Raw genomic sequence first — 25,356 nt, forward strand, 5'->3', positions numbered from 1 at the left:
ATATGGTAAAGCACGAATGCATACTGAACATTATGTTGCTATTTCGAAAGTGTGTGCTTTCGTCAGGTAATTCATAGCTGAATTTAGGCGTATTCTTGCAGCACTTGTATTCCTTTGACTACGTTGTATACAAAGGCACCGAAGTAAATGGCGCCGAACAGCACGACATAACCGAGAACTGCGCCGAATGAGCCGGATCCAATCGCCATGATAATTAATATGATGCCGGCGACAACCGGAAACAAGTGAGAAATTAGTGCTCGTTTCGCGTGTTTTTCGACATAGATGTCATTAGAGGCGATCCATACAATGATCGGTAGTATAAACGGTGCAAAGAAGATGCTGAAGTACGATAGTGAAGAGAGTAATTGCCTCATGGAGATGCCCCTTTCGAATTCTGTAACTTGTATTCATATTACCCTGTTAGCGGCATGCTGATTCAAAAGTTATTTTATCGTCAAAATTTTTGTTTGATAAATGCTGAATATGCGATATAATATATTTCGTTACTGTTTTTCGTTTCGTTTTACATATCATGTCCCAGTAGCTCAGCTGGATAGAGCAACGGCCTTCTAAGCCGTCGGTCAGGGGTTCGAATCCCTTCTGGGACGTCCAAGTAAAACCGCCTTTATGGCGGTTTTTTTCGTATACCAGAAGGTGAGAACCCCAAATAGGGGTTCGTCGGAGCATTCACATCGTAAGCATCTGCATCGCAGTCGGCCTTAAAAGGCCGTACCCCGGTCTGGGACGTCCAAGTAAAACCGCCTTTATGGCGGTTTTTTTCGTATTCCAGAAGGTGAGAACCCCAGATAGGGGTTCGTCGGAGCATTCACATCGTAAGCATCTGCATCGCAGTCGGCCTTAAAAGGCCGTACCCCGGTCTGGGACGTATAAAGCAAACCGCCATTATGGCGTTTTTTTTTCGTATTCCAGAAGGTGAGAACCCCAGATAGGTATAAAGAAAATACCATTCTGGCGTTTTTCGCGTATAATTGATAATTAACATACATAAAGGAGAGCGATCACCAGTGTCAGAAACCAAAATATCTCAACGTTCTGCGATTCTTATAGAGCATGCACGAAAAAGCGGAGTCCAAGAAAATGAACTCTTGCACGCTATACGTTCAGGCGAGACTGAAGCATTCAAGACCGCACAAAGCAGTAATTTTGATTATTCAGAATTTTACAGTTATGCGAAAGAGCATGGCGAGGATTTGGAGAAGGCGGTGCTTGAAGGGTACCGGATTACATTTAATACGAGGAATGGTTTGAAAGTATGGCTTGAAGAAGCCTTTCATTTAAATTCGGAATCTGATTTTATTGTCGGTGAGGGAATTATCGAGAATCTCCCTGTACAGGAAGAACAGTTAGAGAAGCTAAAGCGGACTTTAGCCGTTAACTGGACGATTGCAGAAACCACACCGAATGGGCAAGGTTATAACATTAAACTGACGTTACGTGGATTACAGTCATAATAGAAGGAAAGAAAAAAGAAGCCCTCTTTTTCGTATAAAACGAGAATGGGGGCTTTTTGTAAGAATGTCTTACATACGGCTTGGTTTAGGCAGTCCAAGAACATCTAACGCTTCACCAAGTGTATCTTTGAAAATAGAGGTTAGCCATACACGGAAGCTTAGCACTTCTGCTTCTGCCTTGAGGATCGGGCATGCTGCATAGAAATTGTTGAATAACGAAGCCAATTCATATGCGTAATTGCACAGAGAGCTTGGTGTAAGCTCTTTGCCCGCAGCATACAGCGAATCATGCCAAGTGCTGATATGTCTGAGCAGAGCGTGCTCTGCTTTTTCAAGATCAGGGAATTGTTCTGGAACAACAGGTATCACGTCTTTATCTTTAGCCTTGTTCAAGACACTAAGAGCACGTGCGTAGGAGTAGAGTAGATAGACACCTGTATTCCCGGAAATTTCGGTAGCTTGTTTCAGATCGAACACGACTTCTGTCTGCAGAGCAAAGCGCAGTAAATAGTAACGGATGGACGCGATGGCAATTTCTCGGCTGGAGACCCCGTTTTTGTCCGAACGGGAATCCTCGATGACATTTTCCATCAGGTTAATGAGCTCTGTTATTTTGATGCCAATTCCTTGGCGTCCGGACATAGCATAAGAAGTTTTGCCATCGGATGTATCGATACCGAGATCCGCTGCAGCAGACGGGCTTAAGGATACGACTCCATAGCTAACATGGCGTAGTTTCTCAGCTTCGTTAGTAAAACCTAATCCTTCAAGTGCTTGCTTAACCATTAGCTGCGGGTATTGCTGTCTATAATCAATGACATTGATAACCATATCCGCTTTGCCGAATGATTGATGTTCGCCGTGAGAGCTGGTTGTCCAAACATCTCCTGTGAATTTTTTGTATACAAAATCATTTTGGAGCAAGCCGTACTTCCATAAATGATAAGCTATATCTTTTGCAGTATAGGTCAGAATGCCGTTAGAACGAACTAACACTTTATCAATACTATGTTCTGCCTCATTATCCTCGGCATCTGTCTCTTGCGTTGATTGCTTCAATACCCAGCAGCCAGCGAGCTTGCCTTCAGTTTCTTGATGAAACAGGGAAGTCTGCTTAAGAAGTTCGAACGCGGAATCCCAAAAACCTTCTCTAACGATATTGCTTTCCCAGACGAGAAGGTCATATTCAATACCAAATTGTTTCATTTCCTCGATGTGTTCTCTCACGATTCGCTCAGCTACGAGCAGTCCGATCCATGACATATTCTGATTGCCTTCTTCCAGTGCATGAAGAACTTCGGTTCTTTGCTTGACTAGCTCTGGATCTTCTTGATAAGCCTTGTTGATGGCAGAATAAATATCCCAACAGTAATCGCCGAAACGTTGATGGTCTTTGGATAACGAAACATTCTGAATGCCAACAACCGTATCCGCCAATTGGTTGCCCAGATCATCAATGTAGTTGTGCACCTCTACATCGTGTCCGATTTTTCTCATTAGGCGCACGAGTGTATCTCCGATACATGAATTTCTCAAATGCCCGATATGTGCAGATTTATTCGGATTGATCGAGGTATGTTCAATAACGACCTTGTGTGAAGACGATTGTGGCAACTCGAACTTCATTTGAGCCCAACTAGCCCAATTCAGATGGAAGTTAATGAAGCCAGGCGGAACAACCTGAATATTCCGAATCAGTGTGGTAAATGGTTCATTCTGTTCAAGCTGAGCTTTGATTTGTTCAGCGATTTGCAAAGGCGCCTTGCGAAGAGCTTTGGCAAGCTGCATCGCAATGTTCGTAGAGTAGTCCCCATGGTCTATGTTGGCTGGCTGCTCTACTTGTACCTGAACATTATTCGGTAACTGCGTTTCTGGAATAGTAGATGAAGCAATTTTCTGCACAGCTTGTTCAATGTTAGAAATGATGAACTGACTTAGCATGTTTAATCCCCCTTAGAAAATAAAAAAAGCCCTCATCTCATAAGAGACGAGGACTATAGCTCGCGGTACCACTCTCGTTGCTAGACATATAGGTCTAGCCACTTGATTACTTTAACGGTGTAAGCCGGGGCTTCCTACTATATATTTCAGAAGACCATCTCATGGGTCCGTTTCGTGAACGCATCTGTACCGGTTCCCACCATCCCGGCTCGCTTGGACATAGATACCGCTCATTACTCTCCCAATCATTGAACTGTGTTGTTTTGAGTTTTTTATATTATACCCAATCTGTTTGCAAAATCAATGGTCATTTGTAAGCGACAATTCGAAGCCTCTTGTAATCTGCATAAAACGCATCGCCATTCCACAGAGTTTCTTCCGTTAGCCGGCTTATATGTTCAACCGCTTCGCTTTTTTCTTCAGGTGTAAGTCCGATGAAAAAGCTATCTCCCATATGAGCAAGCCAGTTCTTGATCCCATTTTCCCCATCATTAAGCCGGGTTGGACGTTCATAATGCTGAGCTAAAGTCACATGAAATCCGCTCTTTTCCAATAAAGAAGCATATTCACCTATACTCGGAAAATACCAAGGATTGTACTTACTTACATCCTGACTGTAGTGGGAAGAAAGAACTTTATAGATTGCCTCTACGATCGTTTCGATATTACCTCTTCCGCCAAATTCAGCTATGAAACGCCCGCCTGGTTTTAGTGCACGATATACAGATGATGCAACTTCAGCGGCATTTGTCATCCAGTGGAGTGCAGCATTGGAGAACACAGCATCGAAAACGGTATCTGTTGTAAAGTTTTCTCCATTTCCTGTGAGAAAAGTGATTTCAGGATATTTTTCCTTTGCTGTGCTAATCATCTCTTCGGAGAAATCCATCCCAACAACGATCGCTCCAGAGGCTGCAATCTCGCTTGCCAGATCGCCGGTGCCGCACCCAAGATCGAGAATCCGTTCACCTTGATGAGGGGCTAATAGCTCGAGTAATCCTTTTCCGTATGATGATACAAAAGATAACTGCTGATCATAATCTTTTGGCTTCCACACTTGGGATGAGCTCATAATACCACTCCTTAAATTTGGTTGCTCTAATTGTGGCACAGATGGAGTTATAAAATGAAATACATAGTTATTATGGAGCTTATAGCCATTACCTATATCTGGGCATAACAGATAGATAGAAAAAAGACCGTCTGTAGACGGTCTTTTTGTGAGAGTATGTAGGTTATTTTACAGCTACTAACAAAGCTCCAACAGCAATCATAGCAACCCCAGCCGCATTGATCCATGAGATTTTCTCGCCGAGAAACACAAAAGCCAGTATAACCGCAATAACGACACTGAGTTTATCAATAGGTCCGACTTGTGATACCTTTCCGTATTTCAGTGCCAAAAAATAAAAAAGCCACGATAAGGCTCCGGCTACTCCGCTGAGTACAATGAAGCTAAGTGCTTTTTTCTGAAGTAAAATTTCACCGAGCTGCGTAAACTTGCCCTGAACGGCTACGACACCAAGTAAAAATAGTGCCATGATCACAGCGCGGATGGCTGTTGCAGAGTTTGCGTCAATGTTTTGAAGCCCAATTTTTCCGAAGATGGCCACGAGAGCGGCCGTTACGGCTGAGAGCAGGGCATAGGTAAGCCATAAAGGCATGCCGGATCCTCCTTATGCACAGGGATTTAGGTAATATTTTCTCTTAGTAGTATAGAACATTATAAGTAATCCTAAAATAAATAATTAATTACTAGTTACTAGTTACAAATTCCCAGTAGCGGTATGTTTAGGTTATAGGAGGCTATCTTAACGGACAGAGAAGACATTATTTGTTACTTCGGAAGGTTTATTCCAACCTTAGTGGACACAGATGTACTTATTTACTCAAAAAGCACCTATATTTACTCGTTCTTAAGGTAATAACGTCCTCTGGGTCCGCTAATAGGCTCAAATAGTAAAAATGACTCAAATAACGGAACGTCAGTCCGCGAAAATAAAATAAGAGCACAACACCCTTCTGGAATACGAAAAAAAACCGCCAAAAAGGCGGTTTGCTTTATACGTCCCAGACCGGGGTACGGCCATAGCAGGCCGACTGCGAAGCAGATGCTAACGATGAGAATGCTCCGACGAACCCCTATCAGGGGTCCTCACCTTCTGGAATACGAAAAAAAACCGCCATAAAGGCGGTTTGCTTTATACGTCCCAGACCGGGGTACGGCCATAGCAGGCCGACTGCGAAGCTGATGCTAACGATGAGAATGCTCCGACGAACCCCTATCTGGTGTTCTCAACTTCTGGAATACGAAAAAAACCGCCAAAAAGGCGGTTTGCTTTATACGTCCCAGACCGGGGTACGGCCATAGCAGGCCGACTGCGAAGCAGATGCTAACGATGAGAATGCTCCGACGAACCCCTATCAGGGGTTCTCACCTTCTGGAATACGAAAAAAAAACCGCCAAAAAGGCGGTTTGCTTTATACGTCCCAGAAGGGATTCGAACCCCTGACCGACGGCTTAGAAGGCCGTTGCTCTATCCAGCTGAGCTACTGGGACATGATTTTTTCAAGCAGGAAATATCGTACCATGTCATGAGAAAAAAATCAACCCATTAATTCGAATTATTTTAATTTGTGTTCAGGATAAAGCTAGCTGTAAACGTGTTTATATAGTTTAGATCTCTTGCAATTTGTGTTTTTTTAACTTCGCAGAGGATATGCTATAATCTACAAACAAATATGAAAAAGAATAGAAAGGAGGTGTCCTTATAAAGGACTCCAACTCCCCTGATCAAGAAGACAAGAACATCATCCTGTTTCCGAAGACATTGGATTACTACCAGATACAACTTACCGTCATGCTCGAAAACGAACGTTACGGGGAGGCCATGGAGCTCCTCCGGTTTCTGCTTCAGTGCCAAGGCCAGAATGAACGGAGTTATGAAGAATGGCAGGCACTGCTAGAGTGGCTGGAAGCAGCTTTTCCATCATCTATATCCAGTCCTTCCGGTGAGCAAGAAGCTGATGGAGAGAGTGACGAGGACGAAGCGGAGATGAAGCGCCGCATGGCCCAAGACAAGCTTTCTCAGGACGCGGGATACGCTGATAAACTGCTGGACACCGTGATGAACGGTCCTTTGACAGAACAAACGGTACTTGCGCTGGAACAATTAGCTTATCTCGATAGGCCGGAGATCGATTCGGCTCTTGCAGGATGGCTTAAAGAGAAGCCTCTTCATCCTCTGTTGCAGTTCCGTGTCCTGCAGACACTTCGCCGCCGGGAGATGAGCGGCGTGATAACACTTCCTAGAGGAACGGAAACGGTAGAGATTGACGTTGATAAAGTTCCTTTGAGCCATAGCGAATTTCCAGAAGCAGTACTTCAAATATTGGATCGCGTGGCTGAAAAAACGGAAGTGCATGAGCCAACCTTGTTTTATTTTGCTCAAGAGCTGTGGACGCAGTTTGTAATGGCCATTTATGGAACAAAAGACTATCGGTCTTTACTGGAAGATGAGGAATCTACACTGGATATTTGGGCCGCGGCCTTACACGATATCGTCTCTGAAAGTTTAAAAGGCAGCAGTGACGAAGAAGAAATTCGTTCTTACTATGGAATTACCGATACGATGCGATTCAGATATGAGCAGGCATATCGCTCTCTCAAGCAATTTGTCTCAGCTGGTGTTGAGGACTAGCAAAGTAGGGGAAACGCTTTCGGTATGATGCCGTAAGGGTTCGCCCTTGAAAAAGGATTTAATGTTGTTTATACTATAGTGGTTATTCGGTACGTGATATATTATCTGCGCCGACCACGTGAATTATTTTGGAGGGGAAAGCATAAATGAAAGCAACTTGGGAAAAAATAGAGAAGAACCTTGGCGTTCTTGAAGTTGAGGTTGAAGCGGACCGCGTAGCGGCTGCCCTCGATAAGGCTTTTAATAAAGTAGTTAAAAAAGCGAATGTACCTGGTTTCCGTAAAGGTAAGGTACCTCGTTCGATTTTTGAAGCACGTTTTGGTGTAGAAAGCCTCTATCAAGACGCTATCGACATTCTGCTTCCTGAAGTATACGGAGAAGCTGTTGAACAAGCAGACATCTTCCCTGTAGATCGTCCAGAGATCGATATCGAGCAATTCGGTAAAGGCGAAGTATTCAAGTTTAAAGCGAAAGTAACTGTTAAACCTGAAGTGAAACTTGGAGACTACAAAGGTCTTGAAGTAGCGCCTGTTACAGCTGAAGTAACTGAAGAAGAGTTGAGTCAAGAACTTACTCGTCTGCAAGAGCGTCATGCTGAACTTGCTGTAATCGATGAAGGTACAGCAGCTTCTGGCGACATCGCGGTGATCGACTTTGACGGTTCCGTTGACGGCGTACCTTTCGAAGGTGGACAAGCTGAGCGTTATTCTCTAGAGCTTGGAAGCAACACATTCATTCCAGGTTTTGAAGACCAAGTAATCGGAATGGGTACTGGTGACTTCAAAGACGTTGAAGTAACATTCCCTGAGACTTATCACGCTGAAGAGCTTGCTAACAAGAAAGCAGTCTTCAAAGTAAAAGTACATGAAATCAAGCGTAAACAGCTTCCTGAGCTGGATGACGAGTTTGCTAAAGATGTTAGTGAATTCGACACTCTTGATGAGTATAAAGAAGATCTGAAAAAACAACTTTTGAAGCGTAAAGAGCAAGAAGCTCAAGGCGTTCGTGAAAACGAAGTTGTTGAAAAAGCAGCAGCAAACGCTGAAATCGAAATTCCTGAAGCAATGGTACAATCCGAAGTTCAAAACATGATGCGCGATTTCGACAACCGTCTTCGCCAACAAGGTATGAACCTTGAAATGTTCCTTAGCTTCTCCGGCCAAACAAGTGCAGACTTGGAAGGTCAAATGAAGGACGATGCTACAAAACGTGTTCGTAACAACCTAGTTCTTGAGCAAATCGCAAAAGAAGAAAAACTCGAAGCAACTGAAGAAGAAATCAATGAAGAATTGAACAACATGGCTGAAACTTACAAGCGCCCTGTTGATGAAATTCGTAACATTTTGGCTTCTAACGGTTCCCTCGACAGTCTTCGTGAAGAGCTCGTTCTTCGTAAAACAATCGACTTCTTGCTGGAGAACAGCGTAGAGGGTGCACCGGTTGCTAAAGAAGAAACAGCAACAGAAGAATAATAGAAAATAAGGCTGCTGCATAAGCTGCCGTTACATTAGATAAGGCACGTACTTTAATTACGTGCCTTATTTTTAACTAATAACACCCATTTTATTACTATTTCTAACATTAAATGGGGAAAATCGATAAAATACATAATGAGACAAGTTGGCAGGATATATTTTTTTAGATGTTCATAGAATGTAACCATGGTTAAAAAATGACATGGCGCTTTGAACATGTTAGAATAACTTTTGTAACGCTCAAGTATATTCAAGGAAAAGAGGTTGGTCGCATGAGTCTTGTACCTATGGTTGTAGAACAAACAAATCGAGGAGAAAGATCCTATGATATCTACTCCCGATTACTGAAAGATCGCATCATCTTCCTCAGCAGTGCGATCGATGACGATGTTGCCAATCTTGTTATCGCCCAGCTATTGTTTCTAGCTGCGGAGGATCCGGAAAAAGACATCAGTTTATACATCAATTCTCCTGGTGGTTCTGTAACAGCTGGGATGGGTATATATGATACGATGCAGTTCATCAAGCCTGATGTATCCACCATTTGCGTAGGCATGGCCGCAAGTATGGGATCACTGTTGTTAACTGCCGGAGCGCCGGGAAAACGCTTTGCCCTGGAGAACAGCGAAGTGATGATTCATCAGCCGCTCGGTGGGGTTCAAGGCCAGGCCTCTGATATTCAAATCCACGCAGATTGGATCATCAAGACGAGACAGAAACTTAACCGTATCTATGTGGAACACACGGGTCAAACCCTTGAAAAAATTGAACGCGATACGGACCGCGACTATTTCTTGAGCGCGGAGGAAGCGAAAGCTTACCGGATTATTGACGAGGTCCTGTCTTCACCGATCAAATCTTAAGAGGTGGTAATCGAATGTTTAAATTTAACGACGACAAAGGGCAGCTGAAATGCTCTTTCTGCGGTAAGTCGCAGGAGCAGGTCCGCAAGCTAGTTGCTGGACCCGGCGTTTATATATGTGACGAGTGCATTGATTTGTGCTCAGAAATCGTGGAAGAGGAACTAGGCCACGAGGAAGAAGTGGATCTGAAAGATATTCCAAAACCACGGGAAATCCGTGATATTTTGGATCAGTACGTTATCGGCCAGGATCAGGCTAAGAAGTCTCTCGCTGTTGCTGTATACAACCACTACAAGCGTATTAATACGCAAAACAAAGTTGAAGATGTTGAATTGCAAAAGAGTAACATTTTGCTGCTCGGTCCAACAGGATCTGGTAAAACGTTGCTTGCACAAACCATGGCGAAAATTCTTAACGTTCCTTTTGCTATTGCAGATGCAACTTCCCTTACGGAAGCTGGATATGTGGGTGAAGACGTTGAGAACATTCTGCTTAAGCTGATTCAAGCAGCAGATTTCGATGTCGAGAAAGCAGAACGCGGTATTATCTACATTGATGAAATTGATAAAGTGGCTCGTAAATCCGAGAATCCGTCTATTACACGTGACGTTTCCGGAGAGGGTGTTCAGCAGGCCTTGCTGAAAATTTTGGAGGGGACTGTAGCTTCTGTTCCGCCTCAAGGTGGACGTAAGCATCCTCATCAAGAATTTATTCAGATCGACACAACGAACATTCTGTTCATTTGTGGAGGAGCATTTGACGGTCTGGAGCAATATATTAAACGCCGGATCGGCAAGAAGGTAATTGGTTTTAACGCTTCGGGCGAAGGCCAAAAAGACCTTAAACCGGGTGAATACCTCACAATGGTATTACCAGAAGACCTTCTGAAATTCGGTTTGATCCCGGAATTTGTGGGACGTCTTCCAGTGATCTCTACACTAGAACCGCTTGATGAGAAGACGCTTGTTCGGATTCTTTCTGAACCGAAGAATGCTCTCACAAAGCAATATCAGAAGCTGCTTGAGCTGGATAACGTCAATCTGAAGTTTGAAGCGGAAGCGCTGGAAGCTATTGCTCGCGAAGCAATTAAGCGTAATACCGGTGCGCGTGGTCTTCGTTCCATCATTGAAGGTATTATGCTTGACGTGATGTACGAGGTACCTTCCCGTGATGATATTACAGATTGCGTAATTACCGAGAAAGTAGTACAGGATAAAGTTATTCCTGAACTTCAAGCTAATGGAAATGATGACAAGAAACAGGAAGAAAGCGCCTAAGTTCGATTGCGTTTGAAATAAATCAATGCCAATTCTCCACCTCAACCCTCTTTTTATGAAGGGTAGAGGTGGAGCTTTGGCGTTATATGGGAGAGATAAACCATGTTTTTGAGACAAGACACAAGGCCCGTAAAAGTGGGGAATCTCACAATCGGCGGAAGCAATGAAGTCATTATTCAAAGCATGTGCACGACAAAAACGGCAGATGTAGAAGCGACAGTTGCTGAAATTCTGCGTTTGGAAGAAGCGGGATGTCAGATCGTACGGGTTACGGTTAATAATGAAGAGGCTGCTGCAGCTATTAAGGAAATTAAGAAACGGATTCACATTCCTTTAGTAGCCGATATTCATTTCAACTACAAGCTCGCACTTGCAGCGATCGAAAATGGTATCGATAAAGTCCGTATTAATCCGGGGAATATCGGTAAGCGTGAAAAAGTCGAAGCTGTAGTAAAAGCTTGTAAAGAAAAGGGCATTCCGATTCGTATTGGCGTAAATGCGGGTTCGCTGGAAAATCACTTGCTCGAAAAGTATGGTTACCCGACTCCGGAAGCCATGGTCGAAAGTGCCCTGTACCATATAGGTATTTTAGAAGAGCTAGATTTCCACGACATTATCGTTTCACTGAAAGCTTCTGATGTGCCTATGGCTATAGCTGCCTACACAAAAGCTGCGGAAGTGATTCCATATCCACTACACCTTGGTATTACCGAGGCAGGAACGTTATTCTCTGGAACGGTTAAGAGTGCCGCAGGTCTGGGTGTTCTTTTGGCAGCGGGTATTGGTAACACCATGCGTATTTCACTCAGTGCGGATCCGGTTGAGGAGATCAAGGTGGGCCGTGAGCTGCTGAAAACATTCGGCTTAATTTCTGATGCAGCAACGCTTGTATCCTGTCCGACATGCGGTAGACTTGATATCGATTTGTTCTCTATCGCAAATGAGGTGGAAGAGTACATCGCTAACATTAAGGTACCGATTAAGGTATCGGTTCTTGGCTGTGCAGTTAATGGCCCTGGTGAAGCTAGGGAAGCAGATATTGGCATTGCCGGAGCGCGTGGGGAAGGGTTGTTGTTCCGCTACGGTGAAATGATACGTAAAGTACCTGAAGAAATAATGGTTGAGGAATTGAAAAAAGAGATTGATCACATCGTAAAAGTGTACGAAGAGACCGGCGAAATTCCTGGTCGTAAGCATAAGACGGGTGTGTAAGCATTCATCTAAAGCTGAAGTCAACATACATGTTTTAATGAATACAGGTCATCTAAGGATTTATCCTCGGGTGGCCTGTTTTGTTATGTAATCATAATTTTCATATTCTGTACATTTTCCTTTCAAAGTTCCGTTTTACCATCCGATTAACAGGCAATACTACGGAGTAAGAGTGTTGATATAGACTTAATGGAGAAACAGGAGGAATGACTTATGAATATGACTGTTGTGATTATGCTGGTTCAACTGTTTTTTGCAGTGATTATCGGCGTTTATTTTTGGAATTTGCTACGAGGACAAAAAACGAGCAAAACGGCAGTGGACCGTGAGTCTCGCAAGGAACTCGATAAACTTCGGAAGCTGCGTTCTATAACGTTAACTAAACCTTTGGCAGAGAAGACTCGTCCTCAGACGATGGATGATATTGTAGGACAGAAAGATGGACTTCGAGCATTAAAGGCTGCTCTTTGCAGCGGCAATCCTCAGCATGTTATCGTGTATGGTCCACCGGGAGTCGGTAAGACAGCGGCGGCGCGTGTTGTCATGGAAGAGGCCAAGAAGAATCCGCAATCTCCTTTTAAATTTGATGCGAAATTTACAGAGATTGATGCAACGACCGCACGTTTTGACGAACGTGGGATTGCTGATCCATTGATTGGTTCTGTTCATGATCCTATTTATCAAGGGGCAGGCGCAATGGGGGTAGCGGGAATCCCGCAACCGAAACCGGGTGCTGTAACCAAAGCTCATGGCGGAATTTTATTTGTCGATGAAATCGGTGAATTGCATCCGATTCAGATGAATAAGCTGTTAAAAGTACTAGAGGACCGGAAGGTTCTGCTCGAAAGCGCCTATTACAACTCAGAAGATACGAATACACCAGCGTATATTCATGATATTTTTCAAAATGGGTTGCCAGCTGATTTTCGACTAGTAGGTGCAACCACAAGATCTCCGGATGAGATTACTCCTGCGTTGAGATCGCGCTGTATGGAAATTTTCTTTCGCCCATTGCTTCCTGAGGAGATTGGACAAATAGCTGAAGACGCGATTCAAAAAATTGGACTCATGCCATGTCCTGAAGCGGTGGAGGTCGTCAAGCGTTACTCAACGAACGGGCGAGAAGCAGTGAACATGATTCAGCTCGCAGCGGGCCTTGCGCTTACAGAGAAGCGTGATACACTTCGGGCGGCCGATGTTGAATGGGTGGCGAGCAGCAGTCAACTACAGCCAAGACCAGACCGCAAGATACCAGAGAAACCTCAAGTGGGGCTCGTGAACGGCTTAGCGGTTTACGGACCCAATATGGGTGCACTGCTGGAGATTGAGGTGTCTGGTGTTCCTGTGGAAAAAGGAAAAGGAACATACAATATTACAGGCGTAGTGGATGAAGAAGAGCTAGGTGGCGGTTCAAGGAAGCTTCGGCGGAAAAGTATGGCCAAAGGTTCAATTGAAAATGTACTTACTGTGTTAGGAGCAATGGGATTCAAACCCAAAGACTTTGATCTGCACATTAATTTTCCAGGCGGTACACCGATTGATGGGCCTTCTGCGGGTATTGCGATGGCAACAGCTATTGTTTCAGCTATTAGTGGCGTAAAAGTAGACAACAAGATTGCTATGACCGGAGAGATTAGCATTCACGGTAAAGTGAAGCCGATTGGTGGTGTTATAGCTAAGGTAGAAGCCGCATTCCAAGCTGGTGCGACAACGGTTATCATCCCCAAGGATAACTGGCAGAGTTTGTTCCAAGATCTGAATGGTCTACGAGTGATTCCGGTTGAATCCGTTGAAGAAGTATTTGCTCATGTGTACGGGGGAGCTGTTACTCCGGGAGTGGTGCAAATGCCTCAAACAGAGACATTCCCTGCTGCTTCTACATCTTTGTTACAAGCTACTCCGCCCCGTAATGGGAATATTACGGATGCCGGCAGCTGTTAACACCCACTTTGTTGGTTTTTATATGAAGATTTGATAAAATAGGAACAGTGTCAACATTGAGAGCCATTGGAGGTGTGAAAGCGATGGGACCCAATAAATCGAAAGGTCGTCGTTTTCCTTTGCTGCCTTTAAGAGGACTTCTCGTCTATCCTAGTATGGTACTGCATCTGGACGTCGGGCGGGAAAAATCGGTTAAGGCATTAGAAAAGGCGATGGTTGAAGACAATTTGATTCTCCTATGTTCTCAATCGGAAGTGAACATTGAAGAACCGACGCAAGAGGATATTTTTCGAATTGGTACAGTAGCGAATGTGAGGCAAATGCTTAAACTTCCGAACGGTACCATACGTGTGCTTGTGGAAGGTATGGAACGGGCGGAAATTATTCAATATACGGATAACGAGGACTATTATGAAGTTCTCGCGCGTGAACTTCCTGAAGAGGAGAATAGCGATTCCGAAGTAGCGGCTCTGATGAGAACGGTTCTAGGGCAATTCGAGAATTATATTAATCTGTCCAAAAAAGTAACGCCCGAGACACTGGCTGCGGTATCCGATATCGAAGAGCCGGGCCGCCTTGCGGACGTGATTACGAGTCATTTGTCCCTGAAGATTAAGGATAAGCAAGAGATTTTAGAGACGATCGATGTTCAGAAGCGTCTGGAAAAGCTGCTTGATATCTTGAACAATGAGCGTGAAGTGCTCGAGCTTGAGCGCAAGATCAATCAGCGTGTTAAGAAGCAGATGGAGAAGACACAGAAAGAATACTATCTGCGTGAGCAAATGAAAGCGATCCAGAAAGAACTAGGCGAAAAAGAAGGACGAATGGGAGAAGTTGAAGAACTTCGTAACCAATTGAAAGAGCTTGAACTCCCGGAACGTGTACACGAGAAGGTTGAGAAAGAAATTGATCGTCTTGAAAGAATGCCATCCAGCTCAGCGGAAGGCGGGGTCATCCGGAACTACGTGGATTGGCTCCTTGCGCTGCCTTGGACAACACAGACGGAAGATGACCTGGATATTGTGAAGGCAGAACAGATCTTGGATGAAGACCACTACGGTCTGGAGAAGCCGAAAGAACGTGTTCTTGAGTACCTTGCGGTTCAAAAACTCGTGAAGAAGCTGAAAGGTCCAATTCTTTGTCTTGTTGGCCCACCTGGGGTAGGTAAAACTTCCTTGGCCAGATCTATTGCACGTTCTCTTGAACGCAAATTTGTCCGCATATCACTCGGCGGCGTTCGAGATGAAGCGGAGATTCGCGGCCACCGCCGAACCTATGTCGGTGCCATGCCAGGTCGAATTATCCAAGGCATGAAAACTGCTGGTTCGAAGAACCCTGTATTCTTGCTTGATGAAATTGATAAGATGGCTTCTGATTTCCGAGGAGACCCTTCATCTGCTTTGCTTGAGGTGCTTGATCCAGAGCAGAACAATACTTTCAGCGATCATTTTATTGAAATTCCGTTTGATCTGTCTCAGGTTATGTTTGTGACGACAGCAAATACACTGCATAACATTCCTCGTCCATTATTGGATCGTATGGAGATTCTGAACATTCCAGGATACACAGAACTCGAGAAGCAACAGATTGCTTCCCGCTATCTGCTTCCGAAGCAGAAGAGTGAACACGGATTGGAAGCTGAGCATTTACAGTTGAATGAAGATGCACTGCTGAAAGTGATCCGGGAGTATACACGTGAGTCGGGTGTACGTAATCTGGAACAGCAAATTGCGGCATTGTGCCGTAAGACAGCAAAAAGAATTGTAACCGACGATTCCGAAGAAGTCATTATCAGTGAGGAAGATATTAAGGATTATCTTGGAGCACCAAAATTCCGCTATGGTATGGCTGAGTTAGAAGACCAAGTAGGAAGTGTTACGGGTCTAGCCTGGACAGAAGTTGGGGGCGAGACGTTGACTATCGAAGTTACAGTCGTTCCGGGATCCGGAAAATTGACCCTTACAGGAAAGCTTGGCGATGTCATGAAAGAGTCTGCTCAAGCTGCATTTAGTTACACGCGGTCCAAAGCGATTGAACTCGGGATTGAGCCGGATTTCCACGAGAAACTGGATGTACACATCCATATTCCTGAGGGAGCAATTCCAAAAGACGGGCCTTCAGCAGGGATTACAATTGCTACTGCGCTCATATCATCATTGACGAAACGTCACGTAGCACGTGATGTGGCGATGACAGGTGAAATTACTTTGCGCGGACGGGTACTGCCGATCGGTGGGTTGAAGGAGAAATCCCTTGCTGCCCACCGAGCGGGATACAAAAAAATTCTACTCCCGAAAGACAACGAACGGGATTTGCGCGATATACCAGACAGCGTAAAGAACGATGTTGAATTTGTTCCTGTTTCTCATATGGATCAGGTGCTGGAACACGCACTGGTGGAGCAAGCGGGAGTGCACTAGAGAGGAATTACTAGAAATGAAAGTTACAAAATCAGAATTTGTCATCAGCGCTGTACACCCCGATCAATATCCTGTGGACGCCTTGCCAGAAGTTGCTCTGGCAGGGCGTTCCAATGTGGGTAAATCTTCGCTCATCAACAGGATGCTAGCTCGTAAGAACTTGGCTCGGACAAGCGCGACCCCAGGTAAAACACAGCAACTTAACTATTACCGGGCGAATGATGATTTATATTTAGTGGATTTTCCCGGATACGGTTACGCTAAAGTTTCCAAGACACAGCGTGCTGCATTTGGTGAAATGATTGAAAGGTATCTCTTGAGCCGAGATGAGCTTAAGCTTGTTCTTCTCGTCGTGGATCTGCGTCATCCACCTTCAAAAGACGATATTAGCATGTATGAATGGTTGCAATACTACAACCGTAATGTCTGTGTAGTAGCTACTAAAGCAGACAAAATTCCTCGCAGCCGCTGGCCTAAACATATCAAGGTGGTAAAGGAAACACTAGGCTTTAAGCAGCATCATTCCATGGTTATGTTTTCATCCGAAACAGGAATGGGTAAAGATGAATTGTGGGGTATTATTGAGTCCTATACTGATCTTGGATCAGAAGCGAATGAGACTTATGCTGGAGAAGAAAGTGAGTCCTTACTAGGAGATCAAGAGTAGGATTAAGTACTTGCCGTCTTGTTTGTGTGATATTCACTTTTCATCATATATCATAGAGATACGGTGTATTCTCTGTGTGAAAGTGAGAATCCCGTTGAAATTGTTGGGTAAATTCGGTCTTAATCCGTTTTTTTATGATATTTGCTGAATAATCTCAATTCGTTGACAAGAAAAATCCTTATGGACTGCTGTATAATGGATATAAGGATTGTTAAAAGAATTGAGGAGATTTTTATGGCTCATAGGTTAGCCACAGAATATGTTAATGCCACCATGCAAATGACGGACGTTCAAATGAATCAATTTCTGCAGAGTACCGTAATTTCCCAGATTAATTTTCGGGTTAAAGTGACGGACGGCGGAGGGCAAGAGATTGTGCTCGAAGACGAAAGCGGGGAAGAAGTTCATTTGCCCTTTGAACGCGAAGATGGCTTTTATGTCTGTGAGCTGTCCTGCCGATTGGTAAACCCGAAACTGACCAATGCTGTACGTAAGCTGTTTTCGGCTTTTAAAGGCTCGGGTAAGGTAAATCGAATTTATCGTGGATTCGTTATGAGCTACGATTATCATGAAGGAACAGTCAAGCGTATCGTACAATTGGCGGAGGACGCTTGCAGTCTCGTATATGAATATAAGAATACGATGGGAGAACTGCAGCGGCTGTTTAACAGCAATGAAACAGAGAGGGAGATCGAATCAATTCAACGCAATATTAACGATCTTCTGGATCAACGTATAGCAGCGGTTACGCCTTCGATTATTGAGCGTATTGATGAACAACTTCGTCAGTACAACCAACGACTATTTGTGCTTGAGGCTTAAGAAATCATACTGAATACCAAAGCTACCCGATTTTAAATCGGGGGCTTTTTTTGTTGAATTCTAAGTTAATGAAAATCACTAAACAACCAAAAAATAAAACTCGAGTACGATGAACAAAGCCATATTTGCCTTCATATGCTGATCTGTAAAATAAATAAAATCATTTTGTCAAAAAGTATTGCAATTACGCCGTATAGATGTTATTTTTAATCTCGTTGAAAAGAATATAGGAACCAGGATTCACTCAGGACATGTAATGTTGCGAGAGATTATTCCCTCGGGAAGTGAATGACGTAGGTCCTAGCGGATGAAATTTTTCAAACATTTTATTCCTAGGAAGGGGGAAACCGGAAGATGGAATACTCAACTTTCGGAAGACACGTTGCTGTTGATACTTGGGGAGTCGATTTTGAACTACTGAACAGTGCTGAATACTTGCAAGCTCAGTTGGTGGAAGCCGCTGAAGCCTGTGGAGCAACGGTAATGTCCGTCCAGTCCAAGCAATTTGAACCACAAGGGGCAACGGTACTTGTACTGCTGTCGGAAAGCCACCTCTCAATTCATACTTATCCTGAGAGAGGATTTGCTGCGATAGACTGTTATACCTGCGGAGAAACGGTAGATCCACAACTGGCTATTGATTACCTGGTGTCCGTACTAAAACCTGAAAAATGTTATGCGAAAAAGCTAGTGCGCGGTTTGGGCGAAATGAGCGTCGAAACGCCCGATATGAAACAGGCGGAATTGGTGTAATAAGCCCTCCCAAATTTGTATACTGATAACCATGGATTCTTCCATGGTTATTTATTTTATAGACTGGAATAACAAGTAGAAGTATACCGTATATCTCTAGCTGAAACTTAACACAATAGTAAAGATCATGTTGATAAGGAACATGTTGATTTCATAAACATTTCATAAAATAGACAAGGGTTTTCGACATAGTGTGATATAATTATCATTGTCGAAATTGTCGTTTGCATTGTAATAAAACAATGATCTATATAGCTTTTAAAACCATTAGGCAGGTGAATATGCAATGCACATCGTCGTTGTTGGATTGAATTATCGCACGGCGCCTGTGGAGGTCAGAGAACGTTTTACATTTGCGGAAAAAGACTTACCAGAAGCGTTGAAACTGCTGAAATCGACCAAGAGCGTATTGGAAGGCGTCATTGTCGCTACCTGCAACCGTACTGAGATCTATGTTGTTGTCGATCGACTCCATATGTGTGGCTATTTCATTCGTAGTTTTATGGAGCAGTGGTTTAACATCAACCGTGAAGAATTTACTCAGCATCTATATATATATGAAGATGAGCAGGCAATTTCTCATTTGTTTAAAGTCACCTGCGGACTAGACTCCATGGTAATTGGGGAGACACAAATCTTAGGACAGATGCGAGATGCTTTTTTAGAGTCTCAAAAGGAAAAAGCGACAGGTACTTGGTTTAATATGTTGTTTAAGCAAGCCGTTACACTTGGTAAGCGAGCGCATTCTGAGACATCAATCGGAGAAAGTGCGGTTTCTGTCAGTTATGCAGCTGTTGAGCTAGGGAAACGAATATTCGGAACATTTAGTGATAAAAGAGTTTTAATCCTCGGAGCCGGAAAAATGAGTGAACTCACCGTCAAGCATCTTTATGCGAATGGTGCAGCTGAGGTTATTGTTGCTAACCGAACAATTTCTCGTGCCGAAGAGCTTGCCCGTAAGTTCAAAGGAATACCAAGTGGTATGTTGGAGGCGCTAGAACGCTTGCATGAGGTGGATATTATAATCAGTTCCACAGGTGCGAATGAATACGTGCTGAATCCGGTACAGGTAAAGGAAAGCATGAAGAAACGCCCTTCTCGTCCATTGTTTATGATTGATATTGCTGTGCCGCGGGACATTGATCCTGCTGTAGGGGATGTATCCAATGTGTTCCTCTATGATATTGATGATTTAGAAGGCATTGTGGAGAGCAATATGGAAATGCGGCGTGCGGAAGCAGCCAAAATCGAAGTGATGATTGATGAAGAAATCGCTGCTTTCTATAAGTGGTTGAAGACGTTAGGTGTCAGACCTGCTATCAAAGCATTGCAGGATAAATCCAATATGATTCATGAGGATACGTTAGAAAGCTTATTTAACAAGCTCCCTGAATTGGATGAACACCAGCGCAAAGTTATTCGTCGTCTGACCAAGAGTATTGTGAATCAGATGATGCATGATCCAATTAATCGGATTAAAGAAATGACAGGTGGAAAGCACGGCGCAGAAGCGCTTGATTATTTCACACAAATCTTCGCATTAGAAAGTTTGATAGAAGAGAACGAGCTAAGAGCTGACCGTAAAGCTCTGAATAACGAAAACCCAGCCATGGTTGAGTCTTTGGGCAAACTGAAGGATCAACCTGACGAGCAAAAACAGGCCCGGATCTCACTGGCCCCTGCAGTTCTTTAAGGTGGGTGAAGTTATTTCATGTCGTTAAACCTAATTTATGATATTGGCATTTGTATCTATGCCCTGAGCCTACTGTTTTTTATCTCGGATTGCGTTTCCCGCAATCGGGCAGCGAAGCGGATAGGCACAGGGCTTCTTGTTGTTGTCGCATTGCTCCAAGCGACTGCCATTGGAATGCGAGTAGTGGAAACAGGTACGATTCCCGTGTTTAGTTCGTTTGACTTTTTATTGCTAAGTTCACTAGGTGTTACGGTAACATCTATTGCAGTCGTTATTATGAAGCGTGCAGAATTTGCTCCATTGCTTATGAACATCATAGGTTTTTGCGTCATGTTTCTCAATCGATTCTGGGTTAGTACCGGATACAATACATTGGAAAGCTGGCAGACCGTTCATGGTATGCTCATTCTTCACATCACCCTCGCTAGTATCAGCTTTACAGCATTAACGATTGGAGCGGTGTTTGCAGGTATGTATATGTTTCTGCATCGAAAGCTGAAACATAAGAAATGGAACGATATCATTCGCAGACTTCCGAGCTTAGAAATACTGGATAAATACTCTTATATGGCTTTGTTAATAGGTACACCTGTGCTGATTCTATCATTGGTCGTTGCTGTGATATCTATTGCCTCCGAAGGACGGTTTACACTTTTAGCTGATCTGAAGGTACTATCCACGACATTAGCGCTCGGTGTTTATGTTTATTATTTTGTTCGGCGTAGAATCCAACATCGATCCGGTTTGGAAACAGCAGTATGGGCTTTGATCGGCTTTGTGTTTATTATTGTAAACTTCTTACTTAACGCTTGGTCTGAGTTCCACAGCTGGTCAGGAGTGTGATTGCTAAATATGGCTTATTATGTTCCAGTGATGCTCAACTGTGAGGGAAGGAACTGTTTAATTATTGGCGGAGGCCAGGTAGCAGAGCGCAAGGTGGAGTCGCTTCTTGCTGCCGGTGCTTCCCTACATATTATAAGTCCAATTCTAACTGAAAGACTTCTTCAGCTAGCTGAGTCAGAGCGTATCCGATGGACCCGTAGAGAATACGCTGATGGCGATTTGAAGGATGCATTTCTGGTTCATGCAGCTACGAATGACGTACAAGTGAATGAAGCGATAGCTCTGGAAGCCGATAGGCTTGGAGTGATGGTTAATGTGGCAAGCAGAGGCGAGTCCGGATCATTTATTAATCCAGCTGTGATCAGACGAGGAAGGCTGACGCTTGCCGTTTCCACGTCTGGGGCCGGCCCTCTTGCCGCTAAAGAGATATGCGGCCGCCTGGAAGAGCAACTCGGCGAAGAGGTTGAGACTTACCTTGAGTTTTTATATAGGATGCGAAGTGCTGTAAAGGAACAAATTGAGTCTCCTTCTATGAGGCGGAAGATTTTGCGAAAAATACATGAAATCGATATACTACAGGACATACAGCGGGGAAGCTATATCCCCTGGAGCCCGGAACAGATCGAACATTGGATTATTCACAATCAGGAGGAATGAATATGCGTACAATTGTGGTTGGCAGCAGACAGAGTGCACTTGCGCTTACCCAGACTGGCCAGGTTATAGATGATTTGAAACGCCTTGCTCGTGAACATGGTATGGAGTTTGATTTTGAGGTTAAAAAGATTGTAACCAAGGGCGATCGAATTTTGGATGTAACGTTGTCCAAGGTTGGCGGTAAGGGATTGTTCGTCAAGGAAATAGAGCAAGCGATGATCGACGGTGAAATTGATATGGCGGTTCATAGCATGAAGGATATGCCGTCTGTTTTGCCTGAGGGATTAACGACGGGAGCTGTACCTAGAAGAAAAGATCCAAGGGACTGTCTTATTTCATTAGAAGCTGACAGTTTGGACCAACTTCCTCATGGAGCTAAAGTCGGAACAAGCAGTTTGCGTCGTTCAAGCCAATTGAAGGCATATCGCCCGGATTTACAGCTTGAGTGGATTCGTGGAAATATAGATTCGAGACTCCGTAAACTCGAGAATGGTGAGTATCAGGCGATCATTTTGGCAGCTGCAGGGCTTCAGCGAATGGGCTGGGAGGACCGGATAACATCCTATTTATCGATCGAAACTTGTTTGCCTGCGGTTGGACAGGGGGCTCTAGGCATAGAATGCCGTGAAGATGATGCGGAACTCTTAAAACTGCTATCTCTTTATAATGATGAAGAAACGGCCATCACAGTAGCTGCTGAACGAAAATATCTCAATGAACTGAATGGTGGCTGCCAGGTTCCTATTGGTGCGTACGCAGTGATTCAAGAGAGTGCTGATAATCATTCCCAGAAGGACAAGCGCATTATACAATTAACTGGTATGGTCGGGTCACCAGAAGGAGAAATTGTATTGAAAGAAAGTGCTCAAGGAACAGATCCCGAGGCTTTGGGCGTAGAGGTTTCCGATAAGCTGAAAGCCATGGGAGCGGAGCAAATTCTGGCACAAGTTAGGGGATGAACGGATGGCAGGCAAAGTTTATTTAGTTGGAGCGGGACCTGGAGATGCGAGGCTAATTACGATTAAGGGGAAGGAATGCATTGAAAAGGCGGACGTCGTCGTGTACGACCGTCTTGCATCTCCTCGTTTACTTAGATGGATGAAGCCGGGGGCCGGGAAAGTGTATGTCGGTAAGCTTCCGGACAGGCACACCATGAAGCAGGAAGAAATCAATCAACTGCTTGTTGATCTGGCTTTAGAGGGAAAGACGGTTGTTAGATTGAAGGGTGGAGACCCTACGATTTTTGGAAGAGTAGGGGAAGAAGCTGAGCTTTTGTATCGGAATGGTATTGCATTTGAAATTGTGCCAGGGATAACTTCGTCTATCAGTGTTCCTGCTTATGCGGGTATCCCCGTAACGCATCGAGATCTTGCCTCTTCGTTATCGATCATTACAGGACATGAAAGTCCAGATAAGCTGGACCATATGATTCAGTGGGATAAGGTTACGAATGCAACGGGTACTTTGATCTTTATGATGGGTGTAGCAAAAATAGGGTACATAAGCCGTCAGTTAATTTTGCATGGGAGGCCGCCAGAAACGCCAGTGGCTCTTGTACGCTGGGGAACGCGTGCTGAGCAGGATACCATTACCGGGACGCTTGCCGATATTGAAGAAATCGTAAAGGCAGCTAATTTTAAGCCTCCTGCGGTCATTGTTGTTGGCGAAGTTGTCTTGCAGCGTGAGCATCTTAAATGGGCTGAACAACTTCCGTTATTCGGAAAGAGGATCTTGGTTACACGCGCAAGGAGCCAAGCAAGTGACTTAGTCACTCGGATTGAAGATTTAGGTGGTGAGCCTTATGAATATCCGGTCATTGAGACGATTATGCCAACCTCTGAACAGGCGATAACGGAGATTCATCAAGCGCTTGAGAAACTGCATCAGTTTGATTGGGTATTTTTCACGAGCGTTAATGGTGTCGAATTTTTCTTCAGACATTTGAAGGAATCTGGCAAAGATATAAGGGGATTAGCTGGAGCCAGAATTGCAGCGGTTGGACCGGCAACAGCAAATGCTTTGCGTGAGCGGGGTATTGCTTCTGAAGTGCTGAAGGAACGTTATCAAGCAGAAGGTCTCGTAGAAACGTTCGGCTCAGAACTGATATCGGGTCAACAAGTATTACTTCCACGTGGAGATTTGGGGCGGAACTGGCTGCCGGAGGAACTGACCCGGATGGGGCTTCATGTTACGGATATCAAGACGTATGAGACTATTCTATGCAACGAGGAAGACGATGAGTTGCTTAAATTGTTTGAAGAAGGCGGTATCCATGCTGTTACGTTTACCAGCTCTTCGACAGTTACGAATCTGATCCGTGCGCTTGAGAAGATGGGCGGAGGTACACCGCTTGAAATGCTTCGTAATTGTACGATTGCTTGTATCGGTCCGTTAACGGCAGAAACGGCAAGAGAAGCTGGACTGAACGTATCGTTAATGGCTGAGGAAGCGACGATAGAAAGTTTGGTAGAGGCTTTATGCGAATGGAATAAAGATGAACCGCGTCGACACAGATAATAGTTGATTTAGTGATATAGCAATTCTAACTAGATATTGTTTACCTGGAGGGATTAACATGAGTTTTCCTATTGTACGTCACCGTCGTTTACGGCAGAGTGCTGGTATTCGCAGCATGGTAAGGGAGACCGTACTAAATGTTGAAGATCTGGTACAACCGATATTTGTAGCTTATGGTACCGGTGTGAAAAATGAAATTTCATCTATGCCCGGTGTGTATCATTTTTCATTAGATACATTAAAAGTGGAAGTGGACGAGATTGCTGCGCTTGGAATACCAGCGGTACTTCTTTTCGGTATTCCGGAAACGAAGGATAGTGTGGGTTCCTCTGGATTTGCGGATAATGGAATCGTTCAGGAAGCAACACGGCTTATTAAGGAATGGTATCCTGATCTTCTGGTTATCGCGGATACTTGTCTTTGTGAATTTACAGATCATGGACATTGCGGTATGGTGCATACCTACGAGCGTGATGGACATATACATGGGGACGTAATGAATGATGAATCGTTGGAACTGCTTGCACGCACTGCGGTTTCTCAGGCTAAAGCAGGTGCAGATATTATCGCTCCTTCTAACATGATGGATGGTTTTGTACAAGCGATCCGTTCAGCACTGGACGAAGCTGGATTCCAGCATATCCCGATCATGTCTTATTCAGTTAAGTATGCCTCTGCATTTTATGGCCCATTTCGTGAAGCGGCAGATTCCGCTCCTCAATTTGGAGACCGCAAGACTTATCAGATGGACCCTGCCAATGTGCGGGAAGCGCTGCGCGAAGCCGAAAGTGATGTGCTTGAAGGTGCTGATATGCTTATGGTCAAACCAGCGCTCGCTTATTTAGACATCGTGAGATTGCTTCGGGATCAATTTGATCTGCCCCTGGTAGCGTATAACGTAAGCGGAGAATACTCGATGGTAAAAGCAGCAGCTCAACAAGGTTGGATTAATGAACAGGCTATCGTGATGGAGATGCTTACCAGCATGAAGCGAGCTGGCGCCGATATTATCATTACCTATTTCTCCAAAGATTCCGCTCGCTGGATTCGGAACCGTTAAAAAATAGTTTTGTCTTCGGGACAGATTGGAGTGTCAACA

Annotated in this window: 21 protein-coding genes, 2 tRNA genes and 1 other annotated feature; of the genes, 18 read left to right on the forward strand and 5 right to left on the reverse strand. The window is 44.2% G+C overall.

Annotation, left to right across the window (positions count from 1 at the left end; all coding sequences use genetic code 11):
* Nucleotides 1-83: 83 nt before the first annotated feature.
* Nucleotides 84-377 (reverse strand): magnetosome magnetite crystal formation protein family, encoded by a 294-nt coding sequence (locus tag ACFQV5_RS03850; protein WP_379243839.1) that lies wholly within the window; start codon nucleotides 375-377, stop codon nucleotides 84-86.
* A gap of 160 nt (nucleotides 378-537) precedes the next feature.
* Here ACFQV5_RS03850 and ACFQV5_RS03855 point away from each other — a divergent pair.
* Together ACFQV5_RS03855 and ACFQV5_RS03860 are read left to right on the forward strand one after the other, a co-directional pair.
* A tRNA-Arg gene (locus ACFQV5_RS03855) sits at nucleotides 538-611 on the forward strand.
* 417 nt (nucleotides 612-1,028) lie between these two features.
* Nucleotides 1,029-1,475 carry a hypothetical protein gene (locus ACFQV5_RS03860; protein ID WP_379243842.1) on the forward strand — a complete coding sequence of 149 codons (447 nt, stop codon included), beginning with the start codon at nucleotides 1,029-1,031 and terminating at the stop codon, nucleotides 1,473-1,475.
* 69 nt (nucleotides 1,476-1,544) lie between these two features.
* Here the strand turns inward: ACFQV5_RS03860 and ACFQV5_RS03865 are convergent, their stop codons facing one another.
* From ACFQV5_RS03865 to ACFQV5_RS03880, 4 genes are all read right to left on the reverse strand, one after another.
* Nucleotides 1,545-3,416: an arginine--tRNA ligase gene (locus ACFQV5_RS03865; protein ID WP_379243844.1), complete on the reverse strand. Its 1,872-nt coding sequence runs from the start codon at nucleotides 3,414-3,416 to the stop codon at nucleotides 1,545-1,547.
* A gap of 39 nt (nucleotides 3,417-3,455) precedes the next feature.
* Nucleotides 3,456-3,674, reverse strand: a binding site (T-box leader).
* Nucleotides 3,675-3,723: 49 nt separating this feature from the next.
* On the reverse strand, nucleotides 3,724-4,488 hold the full coding sequence (locus tag ACFQV5_RS03870) for a class I SAM-dependent methyltransferase (protein ID WP_379243846.1): 765 nt from the start codon (nucleotides 4,486-4,488) through the stop codon (nucleotides 3,724-3,726).
* 163 nt (nucleotides 4,489-4,651) lie between these two features.
* Nucleotides 4,652-5,080, reverse strand: a complete 429-nt coding sequence (locus ACFQV5_RS03875) for an EamA family transporter (protein WP_379243848.1) — start codon at nucleotides 5,078-5,080, stop codon at nucleotides 4,652-4,654.
* A gap of 822 nt (nucleotides 5,081-5,902) precedes the next feature.
* Nucleotides 5,903-5,976: transfer RNA gene (locus ACFQV5_RS03880), tRNA-Arg, on the reverse strand.
* A 301-nt stretch (nucleotides 5,977-6,277) separates the two neighbouring features.
* Here ACFQV5_RS03880 and ACFQV5_RS03885 point away from each other — a divergent pair.
* The 16 genes from ACFQV5_RS03885 (at nucleotide 6,278) to hemB (ending at nucleotide 25,317) form a co-directional block, all read left to right on the forward strand.
* A complete protein-coding gene (locus ACFQV5_RS03885; RefSeq protein ID WP_379243964.1) occupies nucleotides 6,278-7,117 on the forward strand; it encodes a hypothetical protein in 840 nt (279 codons plus the stop codon).
* Between the two features lie 146 nt (nucleotides 7,118-7,263).
* A complete protein-coding gene (gene tig, locus ACFQV5_RS03890) occupies nucleotides 7,264-8,589 on the forward strand; it encodes a trigger factor (protein ID WP_379243850.1) in 1,326 nt (441 codons plus the stop codon).
* Between the two features lie 275 nt (nucleotides 8,590-8,864).
* Entirely contained in the window at nucleotides 8,865-9,455 is a 591-nt protein-coding gene (clpP, locus tag ACFQV5_RS03895) for an ATP-dependent Clp endopeptidase proteolytic subunit ClpP (protein ID WP_379243852.1), read from the forward strand.
* A 14-nt stretch (nucleotides 9,456-9,469) separates the two neighbouring features.
* Entirely contained in the window at nucleotides 9,470-10,732 is a 1,263-nt protein-coding gene (gene clpX / locus ACFQV5_RS03900; RefSeq protein WP_379243854.1) for an ATP-dependent protease ATP-binding subunit ClpX, read from the forward strand.
* Nucleotides 10,733-10,834: 102 nt separating this feature from the next.
* Complete coding sequence (gene ispG / locus ACFQV5_RS03905) at nucleotides 10,835-11,944, forward strand: flavodoxin-dependent (E)-4-hydroxy-3-methylbut-2-enyl-diphosphate synthase (protein WP_379243856.1); 1,110 nt, start codon at nucleotides 10,835-10,837, stop codon at nucleotides 11,942-11,944.
* A 213-nt stretch (nucleotides 11,945-12,157) separates the two neighbouring features.
* Nucleotides 12,158-13,885, forward strand: coding sequence for an ATP-dependent protease LonB (gene lonB / locus ACFQV5_RS03910; protein WP_379243858.1), 1,728 nt, complete (start codon nucleotides 12,158-12,160; stop codon nucleotides 13,883-13,885).
* 83 nt (nucleotides 13,886-13,968) lie between these two features.
* Nucleotides 13,969-16,305 carry an endopeptidase La gene (gene lon / locus ACFQV5_RS03915; RefSeq protein WP_379243860.1) on the forward strand — a complete coding sequence of 779 codons (2,337 nt, stop codon included), beginning with the start codon at nucleotides 13,969-13,971 and terminating at the stop codon, nucleotides 16,303-16,305.
* A gap of 16 nt (nucleotides 16,306-16,321) precedes the next feature.
* The gene (gene yihA, locus ACFQV5_RS03920; RefSeq protein ID WP_379243862.1) at nucleotides 16,322-16,972 is read left to right on the forward strand and encodes a ribosome biogenesis GTP-binding protein YihA/YsxC; all 651 of its coding nucleotides are present in this window, start codon (nucleotides 16,322-16,324) and stop codon (nucleotides 16,970-16,972) included.
* Between the two features lie 234 nt (nucleotides 16,973-17,206).
* On the forward strand, nucleotides 17,207-17,794 hold the full coding sequence (locus ACFQV5_RS03925; protein ID WP_379243864.1) for a non-ribosomal peptide synthetase module: 588 nt from the start codon (nucleotides 17,207-17,209) through the stop codon (nucleotides 17,792-17,794).
* A gap of 354 nt (nucleotides 17,795-18,148) precedes the next feature.
* Nucleotides 18,149-18,547, forward strand: coding sequence for an adenosylmethionine decarboxylase (gene speD / locus ACFQV5_RS03930; RefSeq protein WP_379243866.1), 399 nt, complete (start codon nucleotides 18,149-18,151; stop codon nucleotides 18,545-18,547).
* Between the two features lie 286 nt (nucleotides 18,548-18,833).
* Complete coding sequence (gene hemA, locus ACFQV5_RS03935) at nucleotides 18,834-20,240, forward strand: glutamyl-tRNA reductase (protein WP_379243868.1); 1,407 nt, start codon at nucleotides 18,834-18,836, stop codon at nucleotides 20,238-20,240.
* Between the two features lie 18 nt (nucleotides 20,241-20,258).
* Entirely contained in the window at nucleotides 20,259-21,083 is an 825-nt protein-coding gene (ccsA, locus tag ACFQV5_RS03940; protein WP_379243870.1) for a cytochrome c biogenesis protein CcsA, read from the forward strand.
* A gap of 9 nt (nucleotides 21,084-21,092) precedes the next feature.
* Complete coding sequence (locus tag ACFQV5_RS03945) at nucleotides 21,093-21,740, forward strand: precorrin-2 dehydrogenase/sirohydrochlorin ferrochelatase family protein (RefSeq protein WP_379243872.1); 648 nt, start codon at nucleotides 21,093-21,095, stop codon at nucleotides 21,738-21,740.
* A 2-nt stretch (nucleotides 21,741-21,742) separates the two neighbouring features.
* Nucleotides 21,743-22,699: a hydroxymethylbilane synthase gene (gene hemC / locus ACFQV5_RS03950; protein WP_379243874.1), complete on the forward strand. Its 957-nt coding sequence runs from the start codon at nucleotides 21,743-21,745 to the stop codon at nucleotides 22,697-22,699.
* Nucleotides 22,700-22,703: 4 nt separating this feature from the next.
* Nucleotides 22,704-24,257, forward strand: coding sequence for a uroporphyrinogen-III C-methyltransferase (gene cobA, locus ACFQV5_RS03955; RefSeq protein WP_379243876.1), 1,554 nt, complete (start codon nucleotides 22,704-22,706; stop codon nucleotides 24,255-24,257).
* A 58-nt stretch (nucleotides 24,258-24,315) separates the two neighbouring features.
* Complete coding sequence (gene hemB / locus ACFQV5_RS03960) at nucleotides 24,316-25,317, forward strand: porphobilinogen synthase (protein ID WP_379243878.1); 1,002 nt, start codon at nucleotides 24,316-24,318, stop codon at nucleotides 25,315-25,317.
* Nucleotides 25,318-25,356 lie beyond the last annotated feature (39 nt).

It is taken from the genome of Paenibacillus sp. GCM10028914 (genome assembly GCF_042666275.1).
Taxonomy (GTDB): Bacteria; Bacillota; Bacilli; order Paenibacillales; family Paenibacillaceae; genus Paenibacillus_AQ.